Source organism: Sinorhizobium terangae, assembly GCF_029714365.1.
In the GTDB taxonomy this organism is placed as follows: domain Bacteria; phylum Pseudomonadota; class Alphaproteobacteria; order Rhizobiales; family Rhizobiaceae; genus Sinorhizobium; species Sinorhizobium terangae.
Map to the genome: position 1 here is coordinate 1,390,281 of NZ_CP121660.1, position 20,327 is coordinate 1,410,607.

Below are 20,327 nucleotides of genomic sequence, written 5' to 3' on the forward strand. Positions count from 1 at the left end.
CCCGCAGCTACCAATTTTAGCAGAAGGCCATAGACCGATTGCTGTCGTTCACTGAAGGGCAAAAGCTGTCAGGATCGGCTTTTGCAAAGACTTGGGTCCGTTCGATCGCGAATGCCAATCGGGGCGGTGCGCTATGCTCAGGATGCATCTCAAGAACCATGAATACTTGAGCGTTTTCAGTGGTGCGAGCAGGGTTTACACAACCCCCGCCGCCTTTCATGCGAACCTTGGTCTTTCCCCTGCAGTCTCGGTGACTGTCGTGCCTGGTACCGGGGTCGGTGTCGAAGGTGACGACGCGTCGCGCAGACGGAGAAGGCGCGACACGGGATCTGCACAGGATGCAGGCGGGACCATCGCCCACCCTCGGGATGCAGAAGTCCATGCGCTGCAGGACACCGGGCCCGACAAACCTCATGGGGATCACGAGGGAGGGGAACCCCCGCAAGATGCCGGCGGTGCGAGCGATTTCCCGCAGGACACCGGCGGATTGGGCGATTTCCCAAGGGACGACCAGGACCCGAACGAGCCTCGCCATGACGGCGACCGGCTCCGCAGAGACCGACGCGAACCCGGCCTCAACAAGGCCCCTGAGGAAACCGGGGGGCTAGGCACGCTGCTTGGCGACAGTATCGCGACCGGCATTTCAGTGGAAAAGTCGGTTTCCGAGACTGACGGCGGAACGCAAGCATCCACGGCCCTCTACCCGACGTGGACGGTGGGAGCCGCATCCCATCCTGCGACAGGAACGTGGCTCGTCGGAGGCGGTTCCAGCCTCTCGCCAACCGCGTCGCTGAGTGCGACTACCCAGCAGGCCGCGGCGACGGCCGCTGTCACTGCGACGCCGAACAAGATCGTCCTGGAAAACATGAAGCAGGGAAATCCCATCAGCGAATGGGGCATCGACGGCGATGGCGACGGCAATATCCAGGGCTTTGCCACGCAGATCAGCACCAATATCGGTCAGACGGTCGATTTCAAGATCGCAACCGATTCGACTGATTACCGAATCGAAATCTACCGGCTCGGCTATTACGGCGGCGACGGCGCCCGCAGAGTGGCGACGATCGACGTGAATCTTGCACAGGCGCAAGTGCAGCCGCATCCGATCGTCGACATGGCGCGCGGCCTGATCGACTGCGGCAACTGGTCTGTCTCAGCAAGCTGGACAATCCCCGACGACATGGTCTCGGGCGTCTACATCGCCAAGCTCGTCCGCGAGGATGGAACCGCGGGCTCAAGCCACATCCCGTTCATCGTCCGCGATGACAGCTCCACCAGCGACATCGTCTTCCAGACGTCCGATACGACCTGGCAGGCCTACAATGCCTGGGGCGGCGCAAGCCTGTATTATGGCCAGGTGCCGGTCGATCCCAACGATATGATCGGCTACATGCCCCCCAACTGCAATTGCGGCCTGACCGCCATCGGCAGGGCCTCCGCCGTCAGCTACAATCGCCCCATTATCACCAACACGAGCCCCGTCGGCGGCACGCACGACTTCATTTTCGGGGCTGAGCATTCGGCGATCCGCTGGCTCGAGCAGAACGGCTACGATGTTTCCTACATCTCCGGCGTCGACACGACACGAAACGGCACCCTGCTGCTCAATCATGATGCTTTCCTTTCGGTCGGACATGACGAGTACTGGTCGGCTGAACAGCGAGCCAACGTCGAAGCCGCGCGAGACGCCGGCGTCAATCTCGCATTCTGGAGCGGCAACGAATGCTACTGGAAGGTTCGCTGGGAAACGAGCATCGACGGCAACGGCACGCCCTACCGGACGATGGTCTGTTACAAGGAGACCTGGGGCACCAGCACCGATCCGAGCAATGTCGGCACGGGCACATGGCGTGACCCGCGTTTTGCGGACCCGGGACAGGAGCCGGAAAACTCGCTGACCGGCACCATGTTCACGGTGGACAGCTACCGCCAGGACACCATCACCATTCCGTACGACTATTCCAACCTGCGCTTCTGGCGCAACACGGATGTCGCGAACCTCCAGCCAGGACAGACCTACTCGCTGGTGCAGAACCTGCTCGGATACGAATGGGACTCCGATGTCGAAAACGGCTTCAGGCCGGCCGGATTGGTGAATCTGTCGCTCTCGACGGTTTCGGTGGACACCTATCTGCGCGACTACGGCACCTCAATCGGCTCAGCCGATGTGTCTCATAGCCTCACCATGTACCGGGCCGAAAGCGGGGCACTCGTCTTCGGAGCCGGCACGGTTTTCTGGTCCTGGGGTCTCGATTCCAACCACGAGGGCGCTGCGACGCCGACTGATCCGAATGTCCAGCAGGCGATGGTCAACATGTTCGCCGACATGGGCATCCAGCCGCAGACGCTGGATGCGAGCCTGATTCTGGCGACGCAATCGACGGATACGCTAAAGCCGGTCTCGACGATCACGTCCCCCAGTGTCGGCGCGACCTTCGTGGAGGGGCAGCGGGTCACAGTCACCGGCACGGCGCAGGATTTCGGCGGCGGGATCATCGCCGGCATCGAGGTCTCCACGGACGGCGGCCAGCACTGGTTCAAAGCGACCGGCAGGGAAAACTGGACCTACAACTGGGTCGTACAGGCAAGCGGCACCTACACGATCATGTCGCGCGCCGTCGACGACAGCCTCAATCTCGAGACGCCCTCGGCCGGCAAACAGGTAACCGTATCGCTGCCCCAGACCTCCAGCCTGTGGACCCTGGCCACAAAACCGGCCGTGGAGACCGCGCTCGATCGCACCGGCGTGGAGTTGGGTGTCCGCTTCCAGACGATGACCAACGGTCTCGTGGAAGGCATTCGCTTCTACAAGGGGTTCTACAACGTCGGTGAACATGTCGTCAGCCTTTGGACCGCCAACGGAACGCTCCTTGCCACGGGCGTCTCGACGGGAGAGCCGATTTCCGGATGGCAGACGGTCACTTTCTCGAGCCCGGTCCAGATCACGGCTGGAACGACCTACGTCGCGTCCTACCACAGCGGCGGCTATTACTCGGTGACCGATGGATACTTCAATTCCGCCTACTCCAACGGCGCCATCAAGGTTGCTCAGAACGGCGGCGTCTATGCCTACAGCGCCAATGCGGGGACCTTCCCCGGCAACAGCTTCAATGGCGCCAATTACTGGGTGGACGTCGTCTTCAACGCAGGCCCGAACATCGTTCCGGTAGCCGTCGACGACAGCGGTTTCACCGTATTTCGCGACGGAACCATGACCATACCGATCGCCGCTCTCGTCGCGAACGACACCGACGGCAACAACGACGCACTGACGATCACCGCAGTCAGCAATGCCGTGAACGGCACGGTAACGCTGGACGCTCAGACGGGCTACGTCATCTTCAAGCCGACGGCCGGCTATGTCGGGCCGGCGAGCTTCAGCTACACGGTTTCCGACGGCCGCGGCGGAACGGATCAGGGCAGTGTCAGCCTGACGGTGGAAGAGGGGCCGGTCGGCGTATCGCTCTTCCAACCGACGGACGGCCCGACCGGCAGCAGCTTTAACGACAACCGTGCCCTCGAACTGGGCATGAAATTCGTCGCTTCCACCAGCGGGACGATTACCGGCATCCGCTTTTACAAGGCTTCCAACGATACAGGGCCACACACCGGGTCCATCTGGACCTCCACCGGCACACTGCTGGGCACCGTGACCTTTACCAATGAATCGCTCAGCGGATGGCAGACCGCGAAATTTTCCAGCCCGATTCAGATTTCCGCCGGAACAACCTATGTCGCCTCCTACCACACCTCGGGCACCTACCATGCGACAGGTAATTACTTCACGACTGCGCGCACCAATGGGCCGCTGACGGCCCCGGCCTCCACGACGGGCAGCGGCAACGGCGTCTATTCCTACGGAACAGGCACCGTCTTCCCCACATCGAACTACCAGGCCGCGAACTACTGGGTTGACGTCGTCTTCAACCAGTCGACGACGAATACAGCCCCGACTGCCGCCAATGACAATGGCTTCCTGGCCTACTACAATACGCCTCTGTCGATCGCCGCGTCTGCAGTCCTTGGCAACGACGTCGATCTCGATGGCGATACGCTCTCGATTACCGGCGTCAACGGCGCGACGAACGGCGCGGCCACCTTCGACACCCAGGCCAACCGCATTATCTTCACGCCGACCACCGGCTACACCGGGCCGGCCAGCTTCTCCTACACCATATCGGACGGCCGCGGTGGAACGTCCTCGGCCAGCGTAAGCCTCACCGTCAGCCGAACGACGAGCCTATTTGCCGCGTCCGACACACCGAGCGTCGCTGCCACGAGCGATGCGAGCTCTGTGGAACTCGGGGTCAAGTTCGTTGCCTCCGCTCGCGGCACGATCATCGGGCTGCGCTATTACAAGAGCGCCCAGGACACCGGCACCCACACCGGTTCGCTCTGGACCAGCTCGGGGACACTGCTTGCCTCCGCCACCTTCACCAACGAAACCGCGAGCGGCTGGCAGACCGTGACCTTCTCACAGCCGGTCACGGTTTCGGCGGGCACAACCTATGTGGCGAGCTATCATTCCAATGGACGCTACGCGGTAACTCCGAACTATTTCGGCACCAGCCATTCGAGCGGCGCGCTTACCGCGCCATCGAGTGCGACCAGCGGCGGAAACGGCGTCTATGCTTACGGTACGGGCAGCATCTTCCCGACGGCGAGCTACAATGCGACGAACTATTGGGTCGACGTTCTCTACGAGCAGGCCACACAGAACACGGCTCCTGTGGCCAACAACGATTCCGGCTTCTCGACGAGTACCAATGCGCCGCTATCGATCCAGGCCTCTGCTCTGCTCGCCAATGACAATGATCCGGATGGCGACACAATAACGATCACGGGCGTCAGCAATGCGGTGAACGGCTCCGTCTCCTTCAATAGCCAGTCGAACGTCATTACTTTCACTCCGGCGAACGGTTATTCCGGGCCGGCGAGCTTCGCCTACTCCATTTCCGACGGGGTCGGCGGCGTTGCCTCTGCCCAGGCTTCCGTTGACGTTATTCAGCAGGGTGCCGAGCAGAACGTATTCGCGGCAAACAGTGCGCCCGCGATTGCTTCGGTGAATGATCCGAGTGCGGTCAATCTTGGCATGAAGTTCCAGGCGGACGTGGCCGGCTGGATCACCGGATTCCGCTTTTACAAGGGCGCCGACAACACGGGCCCGCATACCGGCTATCTGTGGACGTCGACCGGCACGCTGCTCGCAAGCGCGACGTTCACGAATGAAACCGCCAGCGGTTGGCAATCGGTCAATCTCGCCGAGCAGGTCGCGATCCAGCCGGATACGACCTACGTCGTCTCCTACAGCACCAATGGGTTCTATTCGGCGACGAGCAACTTTTTCACATCCGAAGTCGCCAACAACAACCTGCGGGCACTGTCGTCGGCACAGAGCGGAGGCAACGGCGTCTACGCATACGGGTCAAGCGGGCTGTTCCCGACGAACAGCTTCAACAGCACCAATTACTATGTGGATGTTGCGTTCAGGCCGCAACTCGTGGCGTAGGGGCAGACATGGAGAGAGGAACGATGCGCGACGATCGACTGCCGGTGACGGTGCTGGCGGGCTTCCTCGGCGCAGGCAAGACGACGCTCCTGAATCATATTCTGCGTAACCGCGAAGGCCATCGCGTCGCGGTGATCGTCAACGACATGAGCGAGATCAGCATCGATGCGGACCTCGTTCGCGACGGGGGAGCCGACCTTTCGCGCACCGACGAGACGCTGGTCGAACTGACCAACGGATGCATATGCTGCACGCTTCGCGCGGACCTGCTTTCCGAGGTTCGCCGCCTGGCGGCGGAAGGACGCTTCGACTACCTGCTGATCGAGGGCACGGGCATTGCCGAGCCTTTGCCGATCGCCGCGACATTCTCCTTCAGGGATGAAACAGGCGCTGCACTTTGTGATGTCGCCCGGCTCGATACGATGGTCTCTGTGGTCGATGCAGTGAACCTGCTTGCCAATTACTCGAGCGCGGATTTTCTCGCCGACCGCGGCGAGGCGCGCGACAAGGACGACAAGCGCACCCTGATCGATCTTCTCGTCGAGCAGATCGAATTCGCCGATGTGGTGGTGATCAACAAGATTTCGGACGTGAGTGTCGAAACGCGGACAACGGTGCGCCGGATCATCGCTGCGCTCAATTGCGATGCACGTGTCATAGAAACCGATTTCGGTCGTCTGCCGCTCGCCACGGTCCTCGATACCGGCCTGTTCAGTGAGACGAGATCGGCGCGACACCCGCTGTGGCACAAGGAACTCTATGGCTGGGACGACCATGTCCCCGAAACCGAGGAATACGGGATCACCAGTTTCGTCTACCGGGCGCGGCGTCCCTTCGATCCCACGAAGTTCGAGGATTTTCTCGCGAAAGAATGGACGGGCCTCATTCGGGTCAAGGGGCATTTCTGGCTGGCGACGCGCTCCGACTGGATCGGCCAGCTTTCGATCGCCGGGACCCAACGCCGCACCGAGGCAAAGGGCCTCTGGTGGGCCTCGGTGCCCAAGGCGCGCTGGCCCCGTTATCCGCAATTCCGCGAATTGCTCGATCGGCATTGGAGCGCCGTCTGGGGCGATCGCCGGCAGGAACTCGTCTTCATCGGGACGGGTCTCGTCGAGGGGGCGATCCGCGCCGCGCTCGACGACTGCCTGATCGGTGAAGAGACCGGCTTCGATCCGCAGCTGGCGCGCGGCCTGCGTGATCCGTTTCCACCATGGCAGCACGCGCCTGCCGCATGATGAGCTCAAAGGTAGGGAGTAAAAGATGAGCACCGAACTCTATTCAGACGGCATCGGCGAAATCACCGTCACCGGAACGATCGTCAGGATCGACTTGATGTCGCTTTCCGCCACCGAACGGGACGAAAAGAACAACCCGAAGCCGGCGTTCCGGCAGCGGATCATCATGCCGGTGGATGCGTTCGCCAATGCGGTGGACCTCATGCAGAAGGCACTTGCCGGCCTCGTCGAGGCAGGCGCGGTTCGACGGATCGGCGATATCCAGAAACTTCCGGCGGGCGACACCCAACAGGGGCAGATGACAGCCAACGCGTCACCGAACTTCAACTGAGCCGCAGCGCGATTTTCTGGGGCGGGTGATGAGTACCAATCCGCATACCAGTCTTCAGTGTCTGGTCCTTGTCGCCCGTCACCATGGCATCGACCTTTCACCCGAACGGCTGCTGCATGACTACGCATTGGGGGCCCAGCCGGTCGCGACCCGGCAGCTCCTGCGCATGGCGAAAGATGCCGGCTTGCGTGCCCGGCACGTAGAGCTCACCTGGCGTTCGCTCTTTCAGATGGGGGGCGCCTATCCGGTACTTGCCGAGCTGGAGAACGGCAACTGGGTCGTCATCGCCGGCGTTGCGACTGACAGCGAGGAGGAGGCGATCCAGATTCTCGATCCGCTGGCGGCGCGCTCTGAATTCATCGTCTTGAATGAGAGCCAGTTTTCCAAGGCCTGGCGCGGCTCCGCGGTCCTCCTGAAGCGCAACTACCGTCTCGGCGACGACGACCAGCCCTTCGGCTTTCGCTGGTTTCTGCCGGAGATCATCCGCCAGCGCGGACTTTTCCGGGACGTGGCGCTCGCGGCCATCGCCCTTTACGGGCTCGGCCTCACCACGCCGATCTTTTTCCAGCTCGTCATCGACAAGGTGCTGGTGCATCAGAGCTACGCGACGCTGACGGTTCTCACCATCGGTATCGCGGTGGCGCTTGTCTTCGATGCTGCCTTCTCCTTCCTGCGGCGCTATCTCCTGCTCTACGCGACCAACAAAATCGATATAAGGATAGCGACGCGTACCTTCGGGCATCTCCTGAACCTGCCGATCGCGCTCTTCGAGCAGGCGTCCGCCGGCGTCCTCGTGAAGCACATGCAGCAGACCGGCCGCATTCGCGAGTTTCTGACCGGCAGGCTCTTCCTCACCCTGCTCGACGGCCTCTCGCTCCTGGTGTTCGTGCCGATCCTCGCCCTCTACAGCGTCAAGCTCACCTTCGTGGTACTCGGCTTTGCCGCGCTGGTAGGCCTCGTCGTAATGACGCTGGTGGGGCCGTTCCAGCAACGGCTTCAGGCGCTCTATCAGGCTGAAGGCGATCGGCAGGCCATGCTCGTGGAAACGGTGCACGGCATGCGCACGGTCAAGTCGCTGGCGCTTGAACCTCGCCAGCGCCGGGTGTGGGACGACCATTCGGCCCGCTCGATCTCGGTGCGCTTCCGCGTCGAGAAGATTTCGACCTTCGCGCAGGCCATAACAGGACTTCTGGAAAAATTGATGAGCGTCGCGATCGTCGGGTTGGGCGCGCTGGACGTGTTCAGCGGCACAATGACAATCGGCGCGCTCGTCGCATTCAACATGCTGGCCGGCCGGGTTTCGGGGCCGCTCGTCCAGATCGTGACCATGATCCACGAATATCAGGAAGTGGCGCTTTCCGTGCGCATGCTCGGCGAGATCATGAACCAGCGCCCGGAGCAGTTCGGGCGTGGACGCGGGCTGAGGCCGGATCTCAAGGGCCTGATCGAATTCGATAGGGTGACTTTCCGGTACGGGCCTGACGGCCCGCCTGCGCTCGACGATGTTTCTTTCACGGTCCCCGCGGGCTCGGTCTTCGGCATCGTCGGCAAGAGCGGCTCGGGGAAGACAACTGTCACCCGGCTTATCCAGGGGCTCTATCAGAACCAGCAGGGGCTCGTGCGCATAGACGGCCATGACAGCCGCGAGATCGATCTCGTCCACTTGAGAAAGAGCATCGGCGTCGTGTTGCAGGATAATTTCCTGTTCCGCGGAACCGTTCGCGAAAACATCGCGGCGGCAAGGACGGATGCGAGCATCGAGGAGATCGCCGCGGCCGCACGCATCGCCGGTGCCGAGGAATTCATCGAGCGGCTGCCTCGCGGCTTCGAAACCCTGCTCGAGGAAAATGCCTCCAATCTCTCGGGCGGCCAGAAGCAGCGTCTTGCCATCGCCCGGGCGCTGATCACCGATCCTCGATTGCTCATCCTCGACGAAGCGACGAGCGCTCTCGATCCCGACAGCGAGGCGATCGTCAGGCAGAACCTCTCCAAGATCGCCGAGGGACGCACCGTCATCATCGTCTCGCACCGCCTGTCCACGCTTGTTGATGCCGATGCGATCCTTGTGATCGAGCGCGGCAAGATCGCCGATATCGGACGCCACGATCAGCTCGTTTCACGCTGCATGACCTATCGCCACCTCTGGTCACAGCAGACAAGGCAGTCCGCATGACCGCGCGCGGCCGGCGATCCACAAATATTTCGGATGACGGCCTCACCGGCAGACGCCCGCTGCCGCCCGTGATCGCAGAGTTTCAGTCTGACGCGGTGGAACTGGAGGAGCGCGTACCGCCGAGGATCGCCCGGTTGACTCTCTACGGCATTGCGGCCCTCATCGCCGCCGCGGTTCTGTGGGCCTCGATCTCATCGATCGACGAGGTCGTCGTTGCTCCCGGCAAGCTGGTGACAACGCGGCCGAACATCATCCTGCAGCCGCTAGAGACCTCCATCGTTCGTTCGATCGATGTGACGACCGGAGAGGTGGTGCGCGCGGGCCAGGCGCTGGTGATGCTTGATGCAACGTTCAGCCAGTCGGATTTCGACCAGCAGCGGGTAAAGCTTGCCGCATTTGGCGCGCAGATAAAGCGCATTGAAGCGGAACTCGCCAACGCCGATTATTCCGTAATCGCGGGCAATTCGTCCGAGGAGCGGCTGCAGGTGCAGCTCTTTGGCCAACGGCGCGCATTTTATGTCGCGCAGCTCCAGAATTTCGATCAGCAGATCGCGGGGCAGCTTGCCGCAATCGAGGCAGGCAGGAACCAGGAGGTGATCCTGCTCGACCGGCGGGAGAGCCTCACCCGGATCGAGAACGCACGCGAGACGCTCTACAAGAAAGAGAAAGGTTCGCTCATCAATTTCCTCAGTTCGCGCGATGCGCGCCTCGATGTCGATGCCAATCTCTCGCAACTGCGCGGCAAGTCAGCTGAAGCCGAACATGCCCTGGCAAGGCTCAGGGCGGATCGACAGGCGTTCATCGAGGATTTCCGTCGCACAACGACGGAGCAGCTCGTGGAGTTGCGCGGACAGCGCGATACGGCAAGCACGGAATTGAAGAAGATGGAGTTGCGCCGAGAGATGGTCGCATTGACCGCACCCGCCGACGCGGTCGTGCTCGATCTTGCCCAGCGCTCGGTCGGCTCGGTTGTGCGCGAGGCGGAGCCGATCGTCACGCTGGTGCCTCTCAACGTGCCCCTGGAAGCCGAGGTCGAGATCAATGCCCGCGATATCGGTCGCGTCACGGCCACCGAGGAGGTCCGCATCAAATTCGACGCCTATCCATTCCAGAAATATGGCACCGCGTCTGGCTCGATCCGCACGATCAGCCGCGACGCCTTCACCCCAAATCAACAGGACGCCTCAGCGGGTCGGGCAACGGCTCCGTTCTTCAAGGCGCGCGTTTCGCTCGGCGACAGCGAGCTCCGTGCCCCGCCCGGAACCGTGCGCCTTCTGCCCGGCATGACGGTCTCCGCAGAGATCAAGGTCGGCGGTCGAACAGTTATTTCCTACTTCCTCTATCCGCTGCTACGAGGGCTCGACGACGCAATTCGCGAGCCTTGAGCGCAATCCTGGCACCGCTCAGTGCATACAGGTGGAGAATGACCTCCCTCAGCAATCTGCCGCTGCCGCGGACACGCGATCCCGGGTCCGTGTCACTCTGCAACGCACAAAGCGTTCCGGCGCAACACCCGGACGATGGCTGCAGCCCTAAGACGCAGTTGCCACTCCATCACGACCTATCCCCGGTCGCGAGCCCCTTGTCCGCCCCAAGAAACACGGTCAAATAGCAGACGAGCGGAGCAGATCGGGACGACACCATGAGTCGGACGGAAGCGGAACTGACGCAAGCCGATTACGAGGCACTGGCGACGCTTCGGTATGCGCTGCGCAAGTTCCTGGATTTCAGCACTTCGGCGGCCCAGGAAGCGGGCTTGCCACCGCAGCAGCATCAGGCACTCTTGGCAATCAGGGGAATGTCCGTCGGCGAAGCCATGACCGTGGGCATGCTTGCCGAAAGGCTGCTGATTGCGCCGCATACGGCAACGGAGCTGGCGACCCGTCTTGTCAAGGGGGGATACATCTTGCGGGAGACGGACCCGGCCGACAGGCGTCGCCAAACTCTGAGATTGACAGAGAAGGCTGAAGCGAGCCTCCGGCACCTGAGCGCCATTCACCTGCGCGAAATCAGGATCATGGCACCGGAGTTGATCGCGCTGCTCACGCGACTGCATGAAAAGGCTTCCTCCCAAGGATGACGTGAGACGCCCCTCACTCCCCCCCGCTGTAGCTCGCTGTCGATGTCTACCGCAGGAACCAGACCGTTTTTCGCGACTCTTGCTAGATATATCGTATTACGATATAAATTGAACCGATCGGAAAGGGAGAATGCCCTTGGACGACAGAATTGAGATACAAGTACCGAGGTCGGCGCTATGAACGAAGGAGTGAATGGTTTCCGCGCCATTGGAAAGTACCATACAGAGCCGTCATTTCGATTCCGCGCGTACGATGACAGGCCGGATCGACTGAAGCAGCAGGTAGAGGCAGAAATAGCGTCCGGCGGAAGGGGCTGGCGCCTGCTCAAGCTGGAATGGCAGTATGATCTCGTGATCCTCTTCGAGAACTTCCGCGCGTGGATTCGTCGGCTCGACCGGGATTTCGACAGAGCGGCCTAATCCACCCGTCCCGCCGGCTCAATCCCAGCTTCTCCGCCGTTCGTTGTGCTGCGAGAGCGACTGCACCTGACGTCATCACAAAAATTCCACTCACGTCAGGCCAAATTCATTTGCCTACAAGCCGGAATAGCGGACAATTCAAGGGAAGCTGCCGCGGCAACCGAGCGTCGCGACACCGGCAGCTGCCCTTCGAGGGAGGAGAAAATGGCCGGTAACCATTCAGCCCCGAGCGGACCCGATCTCGCCCTCGGCATTGCGCTTGCCGATCTTCCCGATGGCGGCAAGCTGGTCGGCCATCGCGACGGCGAGCCTGTGCTTCTGGTACGCCGCGGAGCAGAGATATTCGCCGTTACCGCCACCTGTTCGCACTATGGCGGACCGCTGGCCGACGGCCTCGTCGCCGACGACAGCGTCCGCTGCCCCTGGCATCACGCCTGCTTCGACCTGCGCACCGGGGAGGCGTTGCGCGCCCCGGCCCTGTCGCCGCTCGCCTGCTGGTCGGTCGAGCAGCGCGGTGACAGGATTTTCGTTGGCGAGAAGCGCAAGAAGCCGGCTCCGGCCCCGCGCGAAAGCGATGCCGGGGGCTCCCAGGAGAGGATCGTCATCGTCGGCGGTGGCGCGGCTGGGTTTGCCGCAGCAGAGAGACTGCGGCGCGAACAGTATCGGGGCGCCATCGTCGTGATCAGCGACGACGAGGCCCTGCCCGTCGACCGCCCCAACCTTTCCAAGGACTATCTCGCGGGCAAGGCTCCGGAGGACTGGATCCCGCTGCGCAAGGAAGGCTTTTATGCCAGGAACGGCATCGACCTGCGCCTCGCAACAAGGGTTGCCGATATCGATGTCGGTGCCCGCGAGGTCGTGCTCGGCGACGGGGCAAGGGTCGCCTTCAACAAATTGCTGCTCGCGACCGGCGCCGAGCCGGTCCGCCTGAGCATCCCCGGCGCGGACCAGCCGCATGTCCATACGCTGCGCTCGCTTGCCGACAGCCGCAAGATCATCGCGCAGAGCGGCGCGGCGCAGCGCGCTGTCGTGCTCGGTGCCAGCTTCATCGGCCTCGAGGTTGCCGCCTCCCTTCGGACCCGCGGTGTCGAGGTCCATGTGGTGGCGCCCGAGGAACGGCCGATGGAACGGGTGCTGGGCCCCGAGATGGGCGATTTCATCCGCGCGCTGCACGAGGAAAAAGGCGTCGTCTTCCACCTTGGGGATACCGCGGCGAGCATCGGCGCGAGCGAGGTCGTTCTGAGCAGCGGCAGCACCCTGGCCGCCGACATGGTCGTCGCCGGCATCGGCGTGCGGCCCAGGGTCGACCTTGCCGAGAGAGCCGGTCTCGCCACCGACCGGGGCGTCCTCGTCGACGCCTATCTCGAGACCAGCGTGCCGGGAATATATGCGGCCGGCGATATCGCGCGGTGGCCCGACCCCCACAGCGGCGAGAGCATCAGGGTGGAGCACTGGGTGGTGGCGGAGCGGCAGGGCGCTGCCGCGGCGCTCAACATGCTCGGACGCCGGAAGAGGTTCACGGACGTGCCGTTCTTCTGGAGCCAGCATTACGACGTTCCGATCAACTATGTCGGCCATGCCGAGGGATGGGACGCGATCGAGGTCGAGGGTGATGTTGCCGCGAAGGACTGCCTCCTGCGCTACAAGCGCGGCGGACGGCTTCTGGCGGTTGCCACGATCTTCCGCGATGCCGAAAGCCTCGAGGCCGAGCTGGCGATGGAGCAAAGCGAGGCCTAGATCTTGATGGGATCACGGTGCATGCGTCTGCTTGACCGCGACTCCTATGCGCTCGCGATCTGTTACCGTTCCTCTGCCGCATTGATCCGCGACGCGCCTTAGGCCTTTATCTTTCGAATCTCGTCGACGACCTCCGGGTTGGCCAGTGTCGAGATGTCACCGGCATCCTCATCGTTGGAGATCGCCCTGAGCACGCGCCGCATGATCTTTCCGGACCGGGTCTTCGGCATGTCGGGGACGATCACGACACGGCGCGGCCGAGCAATCGGCCCAATCTCATGGACCACGGAATCCTCCACGCGCTTGCGAATGGCCCCGCTCGGCGCGAGACCGGGTTTCAGCGACACATAAAGGTCGGGCACCTTGCCCTTGATCTCGTCTCTGGCGGGGACGACCGCAGCCTCGGCGACCTCCTCCACCAACAGACTGGCGGACTCGATTTCCTTGGTGCCGAGCCGATGTCCAGCCACATTGATGACGTCGTCTATGCGGCCGAGGATGCGATAGTAACCGTCGGCCGCCTGCAAGGCGCCGTCGCCGGCCATGTACGGCCAGTCGCGCCAGTCAAGGCTCTTCCTGTCCTTGCAGTAACGCGCGTAATATTGTTCGACGAAGCGATCCGGATCCCTCCAGATCGTCTGAAAACCGCCCGGCCAGGGGTTCTGGATACAGATGTTTCCGGCACGGCCCGAGCGCGGCGGAATTTCGTTGCCAAGTTCGTCATAGATGATCGGATGAATGCCTGGCACGGCCGGTCCTGCACTTCCCGGCTTCATCGGGTGGAGGGCCGGAACCGTGCTGCAGAGGAAGCCGCCATTCTCCGTTTGCCACCAGGTGTCGACGATCACCGCCTCGCCCTTCCCCACGACGTCGTAGTACCACCGCCAAACCGCCGGCTCGATGGGCTCGCCGACGGTCGTCATATGCTTGAAGTGGTGATCGTATTTCCGCGGCTCGTCGGGGCCTGCGCGCCGCAGCGCGCGTATCGCCGTCGGCGAAGTGTGAAAGATGTTGACGCCGAGTTCTTCCGCAATGCGCCAGGGACGTCCGGCGTCGGGATAGGTGGGAAGGCCCTCGAACACGACCGAAGAGGCGGCGAGCGCCAGCGGGCCGTAGACGATATAGGAATGGCCGGTGATCCAGCCAATATCGGCCATGCACCAGTAGACATCCTCCGGATGGATGTCCTGAATGTATTTCGACGTCCCCGCGACATAGGACAGATATCCGCCCGTGCTGTGCTGACAGCCCTTCGGCTTGCCAGTAGTGCCGCTGGTGTACATCAGGAACAGCGGATCCTCGGCCGGCATCTCGACCGGTTCGATCTTGCGGTGCCGGTAACCGGACAACACCTCGTTCACGATGAAATCGCGACCCTCAACCAAGGGCGTTGGACTGGAGTATCTGCCCGGGTGCCTTTGCCACACCAGCACCTTGTCGACCGACAAGCCCTCCTTTTTTGCCTCGCTGACAGCGACATCCGCCTTTTGCTTATGATCGAGAAACTGGCCGCCACGGTAATAGCCATCCATCGTGATCAGCACATGGCTCTCGGCATCGACAATGCGGTCTGCCGTCGCCTTTCCACTGAAGCCGCTGAACACCTGCGAGTGAATGACGCCGAGCCTGGCGCAAGCGAGCATGGTGATCGGAAGCTCGGCCACCATCGGCATGTGCAGCGTCACTCGATCGCCCTGTTTCAGCCCGCAGAAGTCCCGCAGCAGCGCCGCTACCTCGTTCACGCGCACGTAGAGTTCCTGGTAGGTGACGTGCTGGATTGCTTCCTGCTCCGCTTCGGGGACAAAGTGGATTGCAGTCTTGTTCTTGTGCTTGGCGAGGTGGCGATCGATGCAGTTGTAGCTCGCGTTGATCTTGCCGCCGACGAACCATCTCCAGAACGGCGGTTTGCCTGTGTCAAGCGTGATGTCCCAAGGTCTGTACCAATCAAGAAGATCGGCGTACTCCTTGAAGCAATCAGGGAAGTTGTCGAGGCTGAAGCGTTCCAGGACCCTTTTGTCGGTCAGGTTCGCCTGCGCGATGAATTTCTCGGATGGTTTGACGTAATCCTCTTCCTGCCAGTGGACGGCGATCTCGGCCTCCGACACGTCTGCGGCTCTTTCCTGTGACATAGGCTGCCTCCCAGGTCATTCCTATCGCTTGTGGGCGCCGTGGATCCCAAGCGAAATCCTAAGGATAGCACCTGTGAGCCAGCACCGAAAGGCTGGCGCCGGTCGCCCAGCGCGATACCGTTCAGTATCGTAATTCGCGCGAGGGACATCTGCGGCTCGTTCGCAGCCTGCCGGCCGAGGGAAATTCGATGGTGCATGTGAGTACTGCGCGATAGGCTGCAAAAGGTCGTTACGGCGCGAACAGCAGCACAAGCTGGAGGCATCCGATGGCGCGGTCACTTGAGAACGGTCTGCATATGCAGCTCTTCCTTTGCGGTGACGTCATGACCGGACGGGGCATCGACCAGGTGCTGCCCGTTCCGTGCGATCCGGTTCTGCATGAGGGCTATTGTAAATCAGCGCGTGACTACATCCGCCTTGCGGAACAAGCGCACGGGCCGATCCCGCGGCCGGCGGCGCCAGCCTATATCTGGGGGGTGGCGTTGAATGAACTCGATCGCGCGAGCCCGGATGTTCGCATCGTCAATCTCGAGACGGCAATAACCCGCAGCAACGATTATGTCCCGAAGGGCATCAACTATCGAATGAGCCCCGAAAACGCTTCCTGCCTGGTCGTTGGCGGAGTTGACTGTTGCGTCCTTGCCAATAACCACGTTCTTGATTGGGGACATGCCGGCTTACTCGACACTTTGGCGGTCTTGGACCGCCTGCAGATCAAGACGGCCGGCGCCGGACACGACTTGGCCGAAGCAAGTGCGCCGGCCGTCCTTGAAACGGGTAAGAGAGGACGCGTGCTCGTCTTTGCGCTCGCCGCTCCGACGGCCGGGACCCCACCTAGCTGGGCCGCGACAGGGAACAGGGCAGGCGTGAATTTTCTGCCGGATCTTACCCCGACCAGCGCCAGTCGCGTTGCTGATCATATCGTGAAGATGAAGCGGCCACGGGATGTGGTGGTCGCGTCGATTCATTGGGGCCCCAACTGGGGGGATGACATCCCCGATGCTCAGCGGCAATTTGCGCATGCACTAATTGACGAAGCCGACGTGTCGATCGTGCACGGACACTCATCGCACCACGCCAAGGCAATCGAAGTCTATCGCAACCGCCTCATCCTTTATGGCTGCGGCGATTTCCTCAATGACTATGAAGGAATTAGGGGGTACGAGGAGTTTCGGAGCGACCTGCGTCTGATGTATTTTGCTGGCGTCAACCCGGCAAATGGCGAGCTCTCGGCGCTTGAAATCGCCCCCCTCCGGGCGCATCGCTTCAGTCTCGCCTATCCATCCAGAACGGACGTTGAATGGGTCGCGGAAGTGCTCAACCGGAACAGCCGGCGGTTTGGTACTGGCGTGCGACAGGCGTCGGGCTGGCGGCTTTCCTTGTCGTGATCGAGCGCAAGCTTCAGGACACCGACCAGTTCATCCGAGTGGGGCAAATCAGAGCCCATTCCGGACATGAATGAGCGCTACCGTCCGCGGTAGCTCCAGGCAGTGGCCGGTGACATCGCCGAAAGCCGTTCGGTTTCGCGCGTCAACCGTTCGCGAAGCGGCGATCGGATGCAAACCGGATCCGTTGTGCTCGCGTCGCCGGCAAGCGCCATTGCCTGGCAACGGCAGCCGCCGAAGTCGACCTGCTTGCGCTCGCAGTTGCGGCAGAGTTCCGGCATCCAGTCTTCGCCCCGATAGGCGTTGAAGGCGTCGCTCTCGTACCAGATCTTGGAAAGCGTGTCTTCGCGGACGGTCTTGAAGGTGAGGCTCGGGATCGTTTCGGCCGCGTGGCACGGAAGCACCCGGCCGGAGGGCGTGACGTTCAGGCCGACGCGGCCCCAGCCGCCCATGCACGCCTTCGGGTATTTCGAATAATAGTCGGCCGGCACATAGTCGATCACCAGGATGCCCTGATATTTTTCCCGTGCCGCAGAGACGGTTCGCGTGGCGTGCTCGACTTGTTCGCGCGTCGGCAGCAGCGCCGCCTTGTTGCGCTCGGCCCAGCCATGAAACTGCACGGTCGCGATCTCCACCCGCCGCGCCCCAAGCTGGATCGCCAGCTCGATCATACCGTCGATCTCGCCCATGTTCTGCCTGTGGCAGACAGCATTAACTGTCAACGGGATGCCGGCGCCCGCCACCCAGTTTGCGACGGCCATCTTTCGTTCATGGCCACCTTTGTAGCCGCCGATCCGATCAGCGCTTTCGGGGGAAACACCCTGGATCGACAACTGAATGTGGTCGAGACCGGCCGCGGCGAGGTCATTGATTCTGGTCTCGGTCAAGCCGACACCCGACGTGATCAGATTGGTGTAAAGCCCCAGCGAACCCGCCGCTCGCGTCAGTTCAACGAGATCCCGTCGCGCCGCCGGCTCCCCGCCGGACAAGTGCAGATGCAGCACGCCGAGATCCACCGCCTGGCTGAATACGTCGATCCATTCCTCGGTCGACAACTCCTCGTCCCCCGGTGTCAGGGCGATCGGGTTGGAGCAGTAGGGACAGGCCAACGGACAGCGATGCGTCAGCTCCGCCAGCATCGCCATCGGCGGCGGCACGCGCGCTACGGGGGACGCGGAATGGTTTGTCGAGGCGAGGGCGCTGCTCATGCGACGATCTCCAGCAGGCGGCGATTGGCGAGTTCCTCGACGAAAGCCCTGACGTCACTAGCGATCTCGGCAGCGGGAGCGTCGAACTTTTGGGCAAAATCGTCGACGATCCGGTCGAGGCTCCGCTCACCGTCAAGCGCTTGCACGATCGCGACGGCGATATCGTCGAGAGCCATCGCCCGCTCCGGTGCCAAGAGCACCGTCTGGCCGCGAACCGGGTCCTCGTGCAGCCGCACGCCGCGTGCCAGCTTGACGACGCTCGCCCCTGAAATCCTGGTCCCTGAATTCATCGCCGCATCGGCGCTCATTCCGCCGCCTCCCTGGGCGTCTTCGCGCCGACGACACCTTGCTCTCCGTCCCAGCCGCCCGGCGGGATGAGGCCGGGCGTCACATAGGCGGAGTAAAGCGCGTCGAGCTGCGACCACAGAACGTCCGTCTTGAAGGTGAGCGCCGCGGCGGCGGCATCCTGCTTTTCCGCCGTGTCGGCGTGATCGAGCACATAAGAAAGACCGAATTCGACGTCGTGTGGCGCCTCCGTCAATCTTTGCCGAAAGTAGGCGAGTGCCGCATCGTCCGCGAACGCATAATGCTGCAGAAGCCCGGCAATGCGCTCCGAGTGAATCTTCGGCGCAAAAAGCTCGGTCAGAGAGGCGGCCACCGCCTCGACAAGGGGCTTCTCCCGCACGAACGACACATAGGCATCGACGGCAAATCGGGTCGCAGGCAGGACGCCCCGCGTCGAGGCGACATAGGCGGGGTCGAGGCCGACCGCTTCCGCGAGACGCAGCCAGCGGCGGATGCCGCCGCCTTCGTCGATACCGCCGTCGTGGTCTTCGATCCGGGAGCGCCAGGCCCGGCGCAGGTCCGGGTCGTCGCAGCGCGACAGGAAGGCGGCGTCCTTCATCGGAATGCGGCTCTGGTAATAGTAGCGGTTGATCACCCAGGCGCGGACCTGCGCCATCGTTGCGCGGCCGCCGTGGAGCATCGCGTGGAAAGGATGCTTGTCGTGATAGCGCTCCTCGCCGATCGCCAGAAGGCGCGCATGAAAAGCTTCTCTGCCAGTTGCCGTCGTCACAGGCTGACCTCCATGCCGTCGAACCCGACTTCAAAGCCGCGGCTTTCCACCGCTGTGCGCTCGGGGCCAGGCCGCCAGATCGGGTTCGTGTTGTTGATGTGGACATAGACCTTTCGACGAATGTTCAGGCCATCGAGTATGTCGAGGCTGCCGCCCTCGCCGCTGATCGGCATGTGGCCCATTCTGCGGCCCGTCTTGCGTCCCGTACCGGTCGCGATCATCTCACGGTCGGTAAAGAGCGTGCCGTCGAAGAACAGAGCGTCGGCATCCGCGAGGCGCGCGCCGAGACCGGCATTCATCACGCCACAGCCGGGAATATAATAAACGCGCTTGCTGCCGGCTTTAAGCTCGATCCCCACCGTGTTTTCGCCCTCGACGTTCAGATCCGGCTCGTCCTCTTCGAGGAACAGCGGGACCTTGCCGGGAACAGTGAAGAGCCGCGCCTCGAGGTCGGGAAGCGGAAAGAAAGCTTCTTCGATCTCGACGCTCCTCCTTGAAACCAGCTCCGGATCGAGCACGCGGAAGACCGGATTCTCGGCGATGATCTCGCCGACCGAACAGGTGGAAAACACCGTGAACGGCTGCTTTTCCCTGAGCACAAGCAGTCCCGCCAGATGATCGATGTCGCCGTTGGTCAGTACGACGCTCTTGATCGGACTGTGACGCAGCCGGCGCGGCTGCAGCAGACGATTGTGCTCAATCTGCTGGCGGATGTCCGGAGAGGCATTGAAGACGGCCCAGGCCTCGCCATCGAGGCTGACGGCAAGCGATGATTGGGTCTGTGGCTTGAGGGCGGAGCCCGGATCGCGCGCCATCGTGCAGTTCAGGCAGCCGCAATTCCACTGCGGAAGGCCGCCGCCGGCGGCGGACCCCAGAACGATGATGCGAACATCGGATGATTTCTTCACCGGAATACCCAAAGAGCTGCGGGCCGATCCTCGTAGGGCCGCGTCTCACAGCGCCGCGTGTCTTTATGAGATGCGCAAAGGTCGCCTCAAACCGATCCCGATTCGAGGAATCATGCAGTAGAGCGGGATGAGAAAAC

General features: G+C 62.3%; 14 protein-coding genes. 9 read left to right on the top strand and 5 right to left on the bottom strand.

What is annotated here, in order from left to right; all coding sequences use genetic code 11:
• The first annotated feature begins 487 nt into the window (after window positions 1-487).
• The 8 genes from QA637_RS25100 to QA637_RS25135 all read left to right on the top strand — a co-directional run bounded on the left by QA637_RS25100 (window position 488) and on the right by QA637_RS25135 (window position 13,485).
• Entirely contained in the window at window positions 488-5,509 is a 5,022-nt protein-coding gene (locus QA637_RS25100; protein WP_428843143.1) for a DUF4082 domain-containing protein, read from the top strand.
• Between the two features lie 23 nt (window positions 5,510-5,532).
• Window positions 5,533-6,744: a GTP-binding protein gene (locus QA637_RS25105; RefSeq protein WP_283065405.1), complete on the top strand. Its 1,212-nt coding sequence runs from the start codon at window positions 5,533-5,535 to the stop codon at window positions 6,742-6,744.
• Window positions 6,745-6,769: 25 nt separating this feature from the next.
• On the top strand, window positions 6,770-7,075 hold the full coding sequence (locus tag QA637_RS25110) for a hypothetical protein (protein ID WP_283065406.1): 306 nt from the start codon (window positions 6,770-6,772) through the stop codon (window positions 7,073-7,075).
• Between the two features lie 28 nt (window positions 7,076-7,103).
• Window positions 7,104-9,248: a peptidase domain-containing ABC transporter gene (locus QA637_RS25115; protein WP_283065408.1), complete on the top strand. Its 2,145-nt coding sequence runs from the start codon at window positions 7,104-7,106 to the stop codon at window positions 9,246-9,248.
• Window positions 9,245-10,633: an HlyD family type I secretion periplasmic adaptor subunit gene (locus QA637_RS25120; RefSeq protein ID WP_153440502.1), complete on the top strand. Its 1,389-nt coding sequence runs from the start codon at window positions 9,245-9,247 to the stop codon at window positions 10,631-10,633. Before QA637_RS25115 ends, QA637_RS25120 begins: the two co-directional genes overlap by 4 nt.
• Window positions 10,634-10,890: 257 nt before the next feature.
• The gene (locus tag QA637_RS25125) at window positions 10,891-11,328 is read left to right on the top strand and encodes a MarR family winged helix-turn-helix transcriptional regulator (protein WP_153440503.1); all 438 of its coding nucleotides are present in this window, start codon (window positions 10,891-10,893) and stop codon (window positions 11,326-11,328) included.
• Between the two features lie 177 nt (window positions 11,329-11,505).
• Window positions 11,506-11,748: a hypothetical protein gene (locus QA637_RS25130; RefSeq protein WP_153440504.1), complete on the top strand. Its 243-nt coding sequence runs from the start codon at window positions 11,506-11,508 to the stop codon at window positions 11,746-11,748.
• A gap of 204 nt (window positions 11,749-11,952) precedes the next feature.
• Window positions 11,953-13,485 carry an FAD-dependent oxidoreductase gene (locus QA637_RS25135; protein WP_283065411.1) on the top strand — a complete coding sequence of 511 codons (1,533 nt, stop codon included), beginning with the start codon at window positions 11,953-11,955 and terminating at the stop codon, window positions 13,483-13,485.
• A gap of 98 nt (window positions 13,486-13,583) precedes the next feature.
• On the opposite strand, the gene acs is transcribed toward QA637_RS25135, so the two are convergent.
• Window positions 13,584-15,614, bottom strand: coding sequence for an acetate--CoA ligase (gene acs, locus QA637_RS25140; protein ID WP_153440506.1), 2,031 nt, complete (start codon window positions 15,612-15,614; stop codon window positions 13,584-13,586).
• A gap of 266 nt (window positions 15,615-15,880) precedes the next feature.
• On the opposite strand from acs, the gene QA637_RS25145 reads away from it, so the two are divergent.
• On the top strand, window positions 15,881-17,002 hold the full coding sequence (locus QA637_RS25145) for a CapA family protein (RefSeq protein ID WP_283065413.1): 1,122 nt from the start codon (window positions 15,881-15,883) through the stop codon (window positions 17,000-17,002).
• A gap of 77 nt (window positions 17,003-17,079) precedes the next feature.
• Here QA637_RS25145 and pqqE read toward each other — a convergent pair whose 3' ends face one another.
• From pqqE to pqqB, 4 genes are read right to left on the bottom strand one after another with little or no spacing between them, the layout of a single operon-like run.
• Window positions 17,080-18,207 carry a pyrroloquinoline quinone biosynthesis protein PqqE gene (pqqE, locus tag QA637_RS25150; protein WP_153440508.1) on the bottom strand — a complete coding sequence of 376 codons (1,128 nt, stop codon included), beginning with the start codon at window positions 18,205-18,207 and terminating at the stop codon, window positions 17,080-17,082.
• Window positions 18,204-18,515 carry a pyrroloquinoline quinone biosynthesis peptide chaperone PqqD gene (gene pqqD / locus QA637_RS25155; protein WP_153440509.1) on the bottom strand — a complete coding sequence of 104 codons (312 nt, stop codon included), beginning with the start codon at window positions 18,513-18,515 and terminating at the stop codon, window positions 18,204-18,206. Before pqqD ends, pqqE begins: the two co-directional genes overlap by 4 nt.
• A complete protein-coding gene (gene pqqC, locus QA637_RS25160; protein WP_184108688.1) occupies window positions 18,512-19,282 on the bottom strand; it encodes a pyrroloquinoline-quinone synthase PqqC in 771 nt (256 codons plus the stop codon). Before pqqC ends, pqqD begins: the two co-directional genes overlap by 4 nt.
• The gene (pqqB, locus tag QA637_RS25165) at window positions 19,279-20,190 is read right to left on the bottom strand and encodes a pyrroloquinoline quinone biosynthesis protein PqqB (RefSeq protein WP_283065416.1); all 912 of its coding nucleotides are present in this window, start codon (window positions 20,188-20,190) and stop codon (window positions 19,279-19,281) included. The genes pqqC and pqqB overlap by 4 nt, the downstream gene beginning before the upstream one ends.
• Window positions 20,191-20,327 lie beyond the last annotated feature (137 nt).